Below are 11490 nucleotides of genomic sequence, written 5' to 3'. Positions count from 1 at the left end.
ATCCCGCACGCCGGCCGGCTACGGCACCGAGTTCTACAACGCCGACCGGGAGTACTCGACCGCCGTCGGGCGCATCATCAGCAACGCTCTCGACGCCGAGCTCACTGCGCAGAACGTCGACGTCGACGCCGCGAACCTCAGCATCGCGGGCGAGGCCCACTGCCCCGGAGCGACCTGGTGACCCGCAGGAAGACCGACGAGGCGGAGCGACTCACCGAGGCGCTGCGCGTCGCCTCGCCTGACCTGCTCAAGTACCTGCAACGCCGCCTCCCTCTCGAGGACGCCGCCGACGCACTCGCGGACGTCATGCTCACCGCATGGCGCCGCGTAGGCGCCCTTCCCCGCACCGCGGAGGAGTCGCGGATGTGGCTTTTCGGCATCGCCCGGAACGTCCTCTCGAACAGCACCCGCACTGAGAACAGGCGAGCCGACCTCTCCGGCCGGCTCCGCGGCGTTCTGGCGACCGCTCCTACCGAAGGACGCCCCGCCGACGAAGGAGTCGACGTGCGCGATGCGATCGCCAGGCTCGCGCCAGAACAGGCCGAGCTCGTCCGCCTCATCCACTGGGACGGCTTCTCCATCACCGAAGCAGGACAACTCCTCGGCGTCCCCGCGTCCACGGCACGCACCCGCTACCAACGAGCACGAGAAGACCTGCGGTCGACCCTGGCGGCATCACCAGCAAGCGACGACGACGCCAAGCCCCTCCGAGCGGTCCGCTGAAAGCGTCCCGCAGATCGATCCCCATACGGAACACGCTGCAGCGAATGCCGGTAAGCGACCTGGGGCACGGGCGACGTCGGCTGCGGCGGGAACCGCGGGCAGCGGTCGTGTGTACCGGGATGACGCCTTCCCCAGCCGAGGTCGATACGCTCGCCACTCCGAGGAATGAGGTGGTCGTATGTACGGATCGAAGAGGCTCATCGATTTTGCCGTGGCCGAGGAGCAGGCACGGCGGCAGCGCATGGAAGCCGACCGCGAGACCGCGGATCACGGAGACGATCGCCCTGAGGGGTTCGATGCGAGCTCCACCCCTCTGCCCAGCTACAGACCTCTTGCAAGCGGCCGGGGCGACACTGCTAGCGACGACGCGGAGTAGCCCAGTCGCACAGTGCCGCGAGAACACACGCGCTGAGGAGCGCAACGACGCCGCGAGAAACGCCGCTATAGGTGACCGGTTTAGGATCCCGATACGGGACGCGCGCCAGCACTGTGATACCTCGCGCCACGGTGACCGAACGACGTCGGAACCGACGAGGATCCGAGGCGTGAAGAACAGCAGTGACGGTGAGCACTACCTCCTCCTCAGGACAGCCCTCTGGGCAGACGCCACCGACGTCGTTGGAATCTATGGCAGCGAGCAGCGCGCTCGGGAAGCAGCAGGTTCCTCTACGGGACCCGATCGGTGGACGCTCGAGGAGTGGAGAGGAGACGTGCGCCGCAGCAGTCTCCAGCTCCAGGCCGCTACGCGCTCACGCTGACGCAATGGAGTTGCACGGCTACAGTCACGAAGGAGGGTCGCGATGCGGCGACCGCTGGGGAGGTCGCTGTGGGCGAATCGAATGATGGCCGCTTCAAGAAGCTGCCCGATCGGATCGAGCCGGCTCAGCAGACCGTGAGCGTCCCGGCCAGCGAAGACGACTCCACGACGCCACCGCAACCGCCGGCCGGCGTTCCTGACCTCGTGATCGCGACTCGCGTGGCGGACGCCGCCACGATGACCGGCCTTCTCCGCCGTACGGCGGGGCGCGTTGCACTGACGGTCGTCGTCGTCGCGGCCGGCCTCGTCACCGTCCTCGCCGCGCTCAACCTGCGCTTGTAACCAGACCGATCAGCCGTGAGCGAGGACGGCGCGTCCGACAGCGGCGCCTCTCGACTCGCCCACCGAACATTCCGGGGATCCCATGCTCAGAGCACTTTCGTCCACTTCCATGTTCTGGATCGGTGTCGCCGGGATTCTCCTGGGCATCGTCTTCGGCACGATCGTGCCGTTCTGGATCGCCCCCTACCAAGCCAACGGATCACCCACCGTCGAACAGATCATCAGCACCATCCCGGTCCTCACACGAATCGCGGAGGGCATCGGCTACTCGTTCGTCGCAGGAGCCTTCGTCGTTCGCCACTTCGAGAAGCGCGAACTCGTCGACGCTCGACGGTCCGTGCACTTCGTCGGCCGAGCAGCCCGGAAAGACGAGCAGTAGCCCCTCCGAGCAGTCCGCTGAAAGCGTCCCGCGGATCGATCCCCTTACGGGACCGCTCCTCAAGTCCGCTCGTCGCGCGACTAACGGGTGGGGGTCGTCAAGCGGATACCGATGAGTACGAGCCCCGCCGCCACCGCCGCTGCACCGAAGGCGACGGCGGCGGTGGCGCCCACTGAGCCTGAGGTGAACGCGCCGATGAAAGTCATTGCCGCACCCACGATCAGAAGGACGGCCGTGTACGCGTTGCCGAGCGTGCGATTGGTCATTCCCGGAATGTAGCGCCAAGTGTTGGCGCACGAGTGCGGTGGAGTCACTCGGTGACTCATAGTGCGAGCGTTGGAGTATGGTTCGGATCATGGTCGGCGAGATGCGAGAGACGACGTTCTGGATCTTGACCACGTTGGCGACAGGTCGGCGCCACGGTTACGCACTCCTCCAGGACATCGAGGAGCAGTCCGAGGATCGCGTGCGCCTTCGAGTGACGACGCTTTACGCGGCACTTGAACGGCTCGATACGGAGGGACTCATCTCTTCCGATGGAGATGAGCGGATCAACGGTCGAGTCCGTCGCTACTTCCGACTGACCGACGCCGGCCGTACTGCGCTCGGTGTCGAGGTCGACCGCATGGAAGCCAGCGCGCGCCGAGCACGGGCGAACCTCGGACTCGTTCCCGCCGCAGCGATCCGACCTGGCCACGCCCCTGATTGGAGAACGGCATGACGACGAACGATGACGCCTACCGAGCCGACCGCTTCCGACGCGCGTTGCGCTGGTACCCGCCCGTATGGAGGGCGGAGCACGGTGAGGTGCTGCTCGGCATCCTGTTGGACGAAGCCGACGACGCAGGCCGGTCCCGCCCCACGCTCGGACAGCGAGTCACTTTGATGGTCGGTGGGGTGCGTCATCACTTCCGTTCGCACGCTGGCCGATCGCCGGCCGCGATCATTCCGCTCGCTCTCGCCACGGCGTTCTTCATCTTCTACTTCACGATCAACTGGTCACCGGGGATCAACTATCCCGGCGCGATCGGACCGTTCACCAATCCCTCCGTCTTTGCGGGAGCCGCTTTCGTTGTCGCGCTCGGGCTCGCGGTGGCCGGACGAACAGGTGCCGCCCGCGGCATGGCACTGGCGGCTTCTGCCGCGGAACTGATCATCGCTTTCGTTTCGGCGTCCGCTGGGTGGCTTGGTCCCGGCCTCTCGACAGCGGCGCCTATCGCAGCGCTCGGCCTGCTCACAGCGCTCCCCTGGCGCGGGCGAGTCACCGCCGCGGTTTCGACGCTCGTACTCATCGGTCTGCCTGTCCTGCTGATCGGGATTGAGGTGCTCGGAGCAGTGCTCTTCCCGATGTATCCAGCGCTGCCGGCTGGACTGCAGCTCCCCATCGTGTGCGGCGTGCTGCTGGCGATCGGACTCGCCGCGAGCCGAGCAGCGCGACTCGAAAGGAAACTGCCTGGCGCCCTCGGCGCCTGACGTGCCGAACTCGGGCTTCATCATTCGCGAGCGGTTCCGTAGCCGAGGTCCCGGAGTGGGACAGAACATCAACTGGTCGATCATCTGTAACAGCAGCTCGGCTGGGGACATGTCCCAGGTATGAGCCCACCACAGTCCGCTCGCGAGGCGAGCTTCTCCGAGCTGTACGAACGCGAGTACGTCAGCGTCGTCAGATTCCTGAGGCGTCGCGCTGACCCCGAGCGTGCCGCCGACCTCGCGCACGAGGCGTTCCTGATCGCCTGGCGCCGCCACGACACCGCGCCGTCGGAGGACGAGCCCGCGCGGGCGTGGCTGTTCACCATCGCCCGGAATTGCCTCCTCAACGACCTTCGCGGCCAGCAGCGCTCCGCCGCGCTCGCGATCCGGGTCGCCGCTCACACCGACGCGGCCGCGCGGTCACCGGAGGACGCGATCGCGACCCGGCTCGACCTCTACCAGGCGTGGCAGCAACTCAAACCGCAGCACCAGGAAGCGATCGCGCTGACGGCCTGGGAAGGACTCGACTCCCCGTCCGCGGCCGGAGTGCTCGGCATCACCGCCGTCGCCTTCCGGCTCCGACTTCACCGAGCACGCACCGCGCTGCGGGCACTGCTCGATCCCCCTTCGCATCAGCACCACGCGCCCGCCTTGGAGGCATCATGACCACGCCCGAACTCCTCGCCACGAAAGACCTCGACCCGGCCGCCCAGTACGAGCTCGACGGCCCGGCTCGCGAGGCCGCCGAAGCGCGGCTCCAGATGATCCTCCACAGCGACCCGGTGGCCGCTCGAGAGCCCGCCGCTCGGCGTCCTCGGGGATGGCAGTTCATCCTTCCCGCAGGACTCGCGGCCGCAGCGCTGGGGGTCGCTCTCGCCGTCCTGCCGTCCGGTGTCGACTCCCGCGCGTACGCCTCATGGACGTCGACCGCGGAGGTTGCCAGCGCCTCCGACCTGACCGTCGCCGGCGCGGCGTGTGCAGCTGGTGACACGGAGCAGCTCGGGCAGCCGGCGATAGGGGAACGGCGCGGCGACTGGGTCCTGCTCTCCTACACGACCCCCAGCCAGCGGGCGTGCCTCATCGAGATCCCGGCCGGGACGAGCACTGCCGGGAGGGCGCTCATCAGTTCCACCGGAAGCGAGGGCGGGTTCACTCCGCTCGCTGACGAATACACGCAGGGAGGCATCAGCCAGTTCACCGGCGAGAACCTTCCGCCCGCCGTCTTCACCAGCGGCGATGTCGGCTCGGACGTGACCGGACTCACCATCCGCACCAACGACGGCACGAGCGTCCTCGCCACGATCACAGACGGCCACTGGGCAGCCTGGTGGCCCGGAACCGGCCTCACCGAGGGAGGCGAGACGGGCCGCAGCGGACCCGAGCCGACCTTCACCGTCACACTCACCCTCCGCAACGGAAGCACCATCACCGACGCCAGAGAATCCTTCAACCAACCCACCCGGTAGACGATCATCCCTAGCGTTACAGGAGAAGGCGCCAACGCTGCCCACCAAGAAAGGAGTGGGGACATTGCTTACCCTGAGCCGATGGGGGCATTCTCGAGGGCGCGAAGCACGGTCGTAGTCGCAGCATGCCTGATCGTCATCACGGGATGCACGCCACAGCCCACGCCGCCGGCTCGGGTGACGCCCACGGATGGCAGCTCCGACGCTGCGCTCACCGGCGACCTTGGCGTGGCAACGTTCACGGGGAGCGATGGGACGGCCAGCGTCATTCGCTTGAGTGCGGCAGACGGTCGGCTGGCCCTCGCGTCAGAGGCGCTCGCGATCCCCGCCGCAACAGAATCCTCTTCCGGTTTCGTCGCGGTCATGGGGGCGCTGGATCCGATCGATGAGGGTGCCACCTGTTTCAACGTTGATTTCCCGATGCGCCTCGCGGACGCGGAGTCGGGAAAGCCCTACAAGGCGTGGCGGAACCTCGCCGAGTTCCGCGGCGACCCGACAGCGATCGATCAGCTCGTCCTCACGACCCGACCGCAGAACGACCCGGACTGCTCGACGGAAATCATCGCCATCGCTGACATCCAGTGGAGTGTGGAGCCCCAACGCAGCACCCTCGTCGCCCGGGACACCGGCCCGCGCGCAGCAGCACGTGGCGAGACCAAAACGACGAACGGAGTACCAACGTCATACAGCGTCGCTCGCAACGACCTCGCAGAGGACGTCGCGGCACGATTCGGCATGACGGACGATGACCTGTTTTACCTCAACCCGTTCCGCTTCCCCTCGAACGAGATATTGCGCGTAGGGGAAGAGCTGAACCTCACCGTCACTGCACGATGAGCCACGTCCTTCCCGCTACCAACGAGGACCCCTGATCGTGACCAACACTCCCGCTCCAGCAACTCCGACGACCTCGACTACAGCACCCGAAACTTCACTGGACAGCCTCATCACCTGGTCGGGCGTGGGACTCGCCACCGCGATAGCAGCCCTGATTCTCATGCTCAGCAGCTTCATGGTCGCAACGGGCGTGACCGATTCGGACCCGTCTGAGGGAGTTTTCGGAATCGCGTTCGGTGCGATCGGCGTCGGGACGTGGATCGCCCTCGCCGCTGTCGCCGCTCACATAGTGGCCCGGAGACATCCGCGTCGCCGCGTCCCGCTCGCCTTGATTCCTGCCGCAGCGAGCCTCGCCTGGTGTGGACTGGCCATCTCCCTGTTCTCCTTCTTGATCATGGACGTCCTCGGCCCTCTGTCGATGACCTGGTTGTCCTCCATCGACTACCTCCTACTCGCGCTCCACGCCGTCCTTCTGACCGCAGGCACCATCCCGACAGGGCTCGGGTTCCTCGTGACCGGCATCGTTCTCCGAAGGATCCGTTCCCGCCGCAAGCGGGCTGCGCTCGAGCTCGGGCCATCCCGGTGAACGACCCCCATACGGGACGGATGGTGGGGCCGTTTCTGGTCATCACAGCGACGACATAGCCCCGCGGAGCTGGCCCCATCCGAACGTCCCCTCACGGGACGTCTCGAGCAGCGACCGAGCAGCACAGGGTGCGTGGCAGGGGGTGCAATCTTGATCTTTCTTCCTAGAACAACATTGTGCTAACTTCCTTGCACAAGGCGAAGTCGTCGCCGCTGATGTCTGCTGTGGAGGTCCCATGTCACTGCTCATTCCCCGCGAGGTGTATCAACTCCTCTCGGCCGTCGCCGCTCCGGTCACGTTCGGCCTCATCTGCTTCGTGTTGTCCTGGGTGTACCCGCGCCGGATCGTCTCGCTGCCGACCAGCGGACGTCGCACGTCGACACTGACCTGGGCGGGAGTGGCCGGCGCTCTCCTCGTGATCGTGGTGGCGTTCGTCGTTCACGTGAGCACCCCGGCGGACACGACCGGATTCGAGGGGTGGTGGCGCCGGCCTGCCCCGCTGCTCGTCGCCGCCCTCGTGGTGACGGTCGCCATGTTCTTGGTGCGCCGCGAGCCCCTTCCGGCGCCGGGCGAAGCTGCGGTCGCTCCTCAGCGTCGCTGGAACGAGTTCGCTTCTCGGCCTCTGCTGTGGGTCGGCGCGGTCATCGCGGCGCTGCTCGCGCTCACGTCGGTCTGGCAGACGGTCATCGCCACCAGCGCGCCGGCAGATGCGTTCTTCCTCGGCAACGTGCCCGAGCACACCACTCTGCCGATCTACATGCCCTTCAACGCGAACTACGGCTACATCGCCGGCGTCGGCTGGCCGAACTACCTCGCCACCCTGATCACCCTCGTCCTCGCCGTGGCCGCCCTCGTGCTCGCACTACGCACGGACGCGAACCGGCCCCTGCGCGCTCGATCGACCGCCACCAGCGTGCGCCCGGAGCGAGAGCTCACCGCTCGCCTCTTCACCCTGCTTCTACTCGGCGGGCTGATCACGACGCTCGGCGCTGTCTGGATGCACGCCGGAGATATCGGAACGATCATTGTCGGAGTCGAGGGACAGACCACCGCCGACGGGAACCTCATCTACGTCGGCAGCGCCTACCGCACCTTCGCGCAGCCTCTCCTCTACGCCGGATTCCTCGGCCAGGGGATCGGCATCGCACTCTTGCTCCGCGTCGCGACCGACACCCTCCGCTCCGCCGCCGCACTCCGGCGTGCACGTCGGCCGCTCATCGAGACGATCCCCTTCGACGGAGTGACACAGTGACCACGCTGACGATCAAAACCGCGGAGGAAATCACCGAACGATTCCGCGGAGCCATCCAAGCCGGACAGCTCGGTGACGGCGAACGCCTTCCGACCGTCCGCCAGACGGCCCGCGACTTCGGAGTCGCCCAAGCCACCGCTGCCAAGGCCTACAAGACCCTCGAGCAAGACGGCCTCGTCGTCACCCGCACCGCCGCCGGCACCCGCGTCGCCCCAGGAGCATCACGCGCGCCCCAACTCGTCGTAGAACGCGCACGAGCCCTCGCGGACTCCGCCGCTTCGGCGAACGTCTCCCTAGACGACGCTGTTGCCATACTTCGCGCGATCTGGGGTTGAAAGATGGACCGACGCCGCCACACTCGCGCCGCGAGTGCAGACAACCTTGAACAGACCGCACGAGACATGAGCACCGGAAGATCCCCTTCCAGCACAGGGAGCGGCGCCCTGACTGCCGGTGCGCCCTCATGCCAGGATCGGGCCATGGGAATCAGCAGAATCGGAATCACGCTCGCCATAGCCGGCGTAGTTGTGCTGTCCGGCTGCACCGCAAACGAGACCGCCGGCGACGAATCATCGAGAGTTGCTGTCGAATCATCAGGCGTGGATTCGGCAGGCTCGCCGGCGCCGGCCGCGTCCGATGGCCCTGAGCTCAGCGCATTCGAGCAGCAACTCCCTCTGAGGGGCGACTTCGTCAGTCAGCAGACCGAGACGACAGGATCGGTCCTGATCGAGCGCCGAGCGGACGGATCGACCTGGGCAATCCTCACCGACTTGTCGACCGGTGACGCATCTGATCTGAGGCTGCAACTCAAGGAGGGTGCACTGGAGCAGGACAGCTCTGGCGCCTGGGTCGACACTGCCGGCTACTCCTTCGACATCGGCCCCCTGGACCCGGAACAGCCGGACCAGGAAATCGCAATACCCGGAGCGCACACCATGCCGGCGATCAGAACCCTCACCGCCATGAACTACGAAGGCCCCGATTACCCGTCCTTCGGATCCGTTGCCCTTGAGAGGTAGCCATTACGCACTCCGCTCCCGCCGGCCGCGCTTGTGAACTGACCTAGGTGACTCTCGACCTGCCAGCGTTCCTGCTGGTTCTCTTCCTGAACTACCTGCCCTTCATCGCGGTCGGCTTTGTCGTCCTGTTCGTGATCGTGGGGTTCGTGGTCCTCATGCGCCGCGAGGCGCGACGCGACCGCAAGTAGAGACCGCTCGACCAGGTGCACGGGGCGTCGCCAACGTTGGCACTTCATGTCTAATGGTGCGGTGCGGTTGAGAAGTGGGGACTTCGTTGACGCCGCGAGCGGCCATACCGGGCAAGGGGCTCCGGTGCCGCCCTGCTCTCGGCTGCGCGCATGGCGCGGCCGAGAGCAGCACCCGCCAGCTCAGTGGTGCTGCACCCAGATGTTCGGCTCCACGTAGATCCCCTCGTCCGCATCACGGTCAACGCGCAACGTCGAAAGGCCGCCGGGAATGACGTACTCCCCCGACGCAGGCAGGGCCATCCCGGTCCACTCCTCCCACTGGGCGACGGTGCCGGTCATCACCTGCGACCGAGGGGCGACGCCGAGGACGAGAGCGCCCATCCGCAGGTGCGTACGCAGCCACGGATCCAGCGGCAGCCCGTCCTCCCGCGTCCACGCCGCGTAGACGTCGATCGGGGTCAGCGGGTAGCGCGGCTTCATCGTCGGGCGCAGCGGGACGATCATGTGGTCGTAGCCGCTAGTGACGCCGAGGTCGCGAAACGCGCCGAGCAGCGTCCCGGCGAGGCCGGCGCCGGTGCGGTCGGGATGCACCTGGGCGGCGCAGACGACGAGGGTCGTCGCCTCGTCCTCCTCCTCGAGCGCCCGGCGGAGGGAGTCGCCGTACCCGGCGGGCAAACCCTCGCGGGTGCCATCCCACCGGATTGGCACAGCCCAGCCCGCGGCGACCGGCACGTCTTCATCGAGGACCACGAGCTCGAACCGGGTGAATCGCTCGCGGATGTGCGGCAGGTGCTCCTCCGCGAGGCGGTCGGCGGAGATGAACGCCGGCCACCCCGAACCGAAGAGTGTCTCCATCTGCGCGTCGTCTCGGGGGCGCGCATTGAGTAGTTCTACCGACGTCATGGGCTCAGTCTGCGCGGAGGGCGGCCGCTAGGCGATCCCCTAACTGGACTCCTCGCGGCTAGGCCTCAGCGCCCCGCTAGGCTGCGGTTCATGACGATGCAGGCGCTCCTCAACACACTCGATGACATGCAGATCGCACTTCAGAGCGAGGACTATCACAAGGTGGGGCAGCTGTCATTCTTCGCCTACGACCACACCGGCGTCGACCTGGCGGGTGTGTACCTCGCGAAGGCGAAAGCGTGCGCCGCGAAGAACGACATGCAGGGGGCTGCCGAGGCTGTTCTGGCTGTCTTGGCCGTTGTCAACTCCCTCGGAGCGGAGTCAAAGAGATACAAGACCTCGCTTCCCAACCAGCCCTAGCCGGGTTTCGCTGCGCGAATCTGCCAGGTGACGCCGAGACGGCGACGTGCTCTGTCGAGTTGCGTCCGGTGCATCGGCTTGGCTTGCGCGTCGTCGGCTGCGATCTGAGCGAGAAGCAGCATGAGGGCTTGGACCCGCATCCACGTCTCGCCCTGGTCCCAGTCCGCTTCCCATAGGAGCTTCACGCCGTACGGGTTTCCCTCGTTCTCGGGCGCTATGGCGAGGTAGACGTCCGCAACGCTGGACGTGCCGTGCGAGTAGAGCCCTAGCGTCCGGTACATCGCGTAGATCTGGGGGCCTCCAGCGATCGCGTCGCACCGCTCCTTGAAGCTACGCGTGCTCTTGGCGCGGGCGTCCCGATTCTCTTCCTCGTCCAGTCGACGGATCACGTCGGACAGGTCAGCGAGGCCCAGGTCGGTCACCTCCTTGAAGGTCTGGCGCCGGTTCTTCGTGTCTACTGCGCTCAGCGCTGCTCCACCGTCATCGGTGACCAGTAGCCAGGCCGCGTTCATCGCGCATTCCATCGTCTGCCTGATGAGGGGCATGGCTTCGAGGTCGTGTCCTGCTCCGTGCAGCAGGAGCACCGCTCGCGAAAGGCGCGCGGCGTGGTGCGCGAAAGTCCACACCTGTATCGCGTTCGAGGGGTGCAGGCCGTCCCTCGGCGCGAACCGGCGGGAGCTGAGCTGCTCCCAGAGAGTCAGGAGCCGTTGCGTCTCGACCGTGCCGTCAGCGTGGTTGGGGCTCATTCCTCGAATCTAGAGGCGAGGCCGGCCAGCTCGACGGCCAGGCGCAGGAGGTGGAGATTCCTCCCAAGGACCTTGGACACGTCCAGGGTCCGGTGGGAGGGTGGGCGCATGTCGAAGCCTCGGACCAAGCTCGCGCGTGCTGCGCTGATCAGCAACGGGATGGTCTGGTTCGGGCTGTCGTTCATGCTCTTCGCGATCGCCGGTGAGCAGACGTACGCGGCGTTCACCGGTGAGTGGTTCAACGTGCTCGGGTGGGTGCTGATCGTCGCCGTGGCCGCCGGCCTGGCGGTCGTCGGGGTGATCGAGAACCGGAACATCCGGGCGGGGAAGAAGTACAAGCCGCGTCCTCGCCGCTGACTACCGCTCGAGCGCGCGTGGCCGTTCCACGCGCGTGACCGGGGGGTCGAGGGGGCTCTCCCCCTCGTGCGGGCCGGCCCGTTTCGGGTCGGCCCGCGCACGCGC

General features: G+C 66.9%; 19 protein-coding genes. 16 read left to right on the top strand and 3 right to left on the bottom strand.

The window, feature by feature from the left end; genetic code table 11:
• From C5C57_RS18255 to C5C57_RS17075, 4 genes are all read left to right on the top strand, one after another.
• Positions 1–181, top strand: a 181-nt coding sequence (locus C5C57_RS18255; protein ID WP_181069260.1) for a hypothetical protein, incomplete at its 5' end; no start/stop codon positions are given.
• Complete coding sequence (locus tag C5C57_RS17090; protein ID WP_104224254.1) at positions 178–723, top strand: RNA polymerase sigma factor; 546 nt, start codon at positions 178–180, stop codon at positions 721–723. The genes C5C57_RS18255 and C5C57_RS17090, both read left to right, overlap by 4 nt.
• A gap of 826 nt (positions 724–1549) precedes the next feature.
• Complete coding sequence (locus tag C5C57_RS17080; protein ID WP_104227086.1) at positions 1550–1822, top strand: hypothetical protein; 273 nt, start codon at positions 1550–1552, stop codon at positions 1820–1822.
• Positions 1823–1931: 109 nt separating this feature from the next.
• Positions 1932–2201 (top strand): hypothetical protein, encoded by a 270-nt coding sequence (locus C5C57_RS17075; protein WP_104224259.1) that lies wholly within the window; start codon positions 1932–1934, stop codon positions 2199–2201.
• Positions 2202–2281: 80 nt separating this feature from the next.
• Here the strand turns inward: C5C57_RS17075 and C5C57_RS17070 are convergent, their stop codons facing one another.
• Positions 2282–2467, bottom strand: a complete 186-nt coding sequence (locus tag C5C57_RS17070; RefSeq protein WP_104234402.1) for a hypothetical protein — start codon at positions 2465–2467, stop codon at positions 2282–2284.
• 89 nt (positions 2468–2556) lie between these two features.
• Between C5C57_RS17070 and C5C57_RS17065 the strand changes: the two genes are divergently transcribed.
• The 10 genes from C5C57_RS17065 to C5C57_RS18250 all read left to right on the top strand — a co-directional run bounded on the left by C5C57_RS17065 (position 2557) and on the right by C5C57_RS18250 (position 9019).
• Positions 2557–2922 carry a PadR family transcriptional regulator gene (locus C5C57_RS17065; protein WP_219813019.1) on the top strand — a complete coding sequence of 122 codons (366 nt, stop codon included), beginning with the start codon at positions 2557–2559 and terminating at the stop codon, positions 2920–2922.
• Positions 2919–3674, top strand: coding sequence for a hypothetical protein (locus C5C57_RS17060; protein ID WP_104234401.1), 756 nt, complete (start codon positions 2919–2921; stop codon positions 3672–3674). Before C5C57_RS17065 ends, C5C57_RS17060 begins: the two co-directional genes overlap by 4 nt.
• Before the next feature lie 120 nt (positions 3675–3794).
• Entirely contained in the window at positions 3795–4337 is a 543-nt protein-coding gene (locus tag C5C57_RS17055; RefSeq protein ID WP_104234400.1) for an RNA polymerase sigma factor, read from the top strand.
• Positions 4334–5137: a hypothetical protein gene (locus C5C57_RS17050; protein WP_104234399.1), complete on the top strand. Its 804-nt coding sequence runs from the start codon at positions 4334–4336 to the stop codon at positions 5135–5137. Before C5C57_RS17055 ends, C5C57_RS17050 begins: the two co-directional genes overlap by 4 nt.
• 81 nt (positions 5138–5218) lie before the next feature.
• Complete coding sequence (locus tag C5C57_RS17045) at positions 5219–5974, top strand: hypothetical protein (RefSeq protein WP_146080961.1); 756 nt, start codon at positions 5219–5221, stop codon at positions 5972–5974.
• Between the two features lie 124 nt (positions 5975–6098).
• Positions 6099–6560 carry a hypothetical protein gene (locus C5C57_RS17040; RefSeq protein WP_104234397.1) on the top strand — a complete coding sequence of 154 codons (462 nt, stop codon included), beginning with the start codon at positions 6099–6101 and terminating at the stop codon, positions 6558–6560.
• 235 nt (positions 6561–6795) lie between these two features.
• Complete coding sequence (locus C5C57_RS17035) at positions 6796–7812, top strand: hypothetical protein (protein ID WP_104234396.1); 1017 nt, start codon at positions 6796–6798, stop codon at positions 7810–7812.
• Entirely contained in the window at positions 7809–8147 is a 339-nt protein-coding gene (locus C5C57_RS17030) for a GntR family transcriptional regulator (RefSeq protein WP_104234395.1), read from the top strand. Before C5C57_RS17035 ends, C5C57_RS17030 begins: the two co-directional genes overlap by 4 nt.
• A gap of 144 nt (positions 8148–8291) precedes the next feature.
• Entirely contained in the window at positions 8292–8831 is a 540-nt protein-coding gene (locus tag C5C57_RS17025) for a hypothetical protein (RefSeq protein WP_146080960.1), read from the top strand.
• A gap of 47 nt (positions 8832–8878) precedes the next feature.
• Entirely contained in the window at positions 8879–9019 is a 141-nt protein-coding gene (locus tag C5C57_RS18250) for a hypothetical protein (RefSeq protein ID WP_181067866.1), read from the top strand.
• Positions 9020–9199: 180 nt separating this feature from the next.
• Here the strand turns inward: C5C57_RS18250 and C5C57_RS17020 are convergent, their stop codons facing one another.
• Positions 9200–9874, bottom strand: a complete 675-nt coding sequence (locus tag C5C57_RS17020; protein ID WP_219813018.1) for a hypothetical protein — start codon at positions 9872–9874, stop codon at positions 9200–9202.
• A gap of 138 nt (positions 9875–10012) precedes the next feature.
• On the opposite strand from C5C57_RS17020, the gene C5C57_RS17015 reads away from it, so the two are divergent.
• Positions 10013–10282 (top strand): hypothetical protein, encoded by a 270-nt coding sequence (locus tag C5C57_RS17015; protein ID WP_104234392.1) that lies wholly within the window; start codon positions 10013–10015, stop codon positions 10280–10282.
• On the opposite strand, the gene C5C57_RS17010 is transcribed toward C5C57_RS17015, so the two are convergent.
• On the bottom strand, positions 10279–11028 hold the full coding sequence (locus C5C57_RS17010; protein ID WP_104234391.1) for a DUF5677 domain-containing protein: 750 nt from the start codon (positions 11026–11028) through the stop codon (positions 10279–10281). The two genes, C5C57_RS17015 and C5C57_RS17010, sit on opposite strands and share 4 nt — an antisense overlap.
• A 108-nt stretch (positions 11029–11136) precedes the next feature.
• Here C5C57_RS17010 and C5C57_RS17005 point away from each other — a divergent pair, with 108 nt between their 5' ends.
• Positions 11137–11385, top strand: a complete 249-nt coding sequence (locus C5C57_RS17005) for a hypothetical protein (RefSeq protein WP_104233598.1) — start codon at positions 11137–11139, stop codon at positions 11383–11385.
• Positions 11386–11490: the final 105 nt, after the last annotated feature.

The organism is Rathayibacter sp. AY1C5, assembly GCF_002931705.1.
GTDB lineage: Bacteria > Actinomycetota > Actinomycetes > Actinomycetales > Microbacteriaceae > Rathayibacter.
The sequence above is the reverse complement of the archived record's forward strand: the minus strand, read 5'-3'. Positions and strand labels throughout refer to the sequence as shown.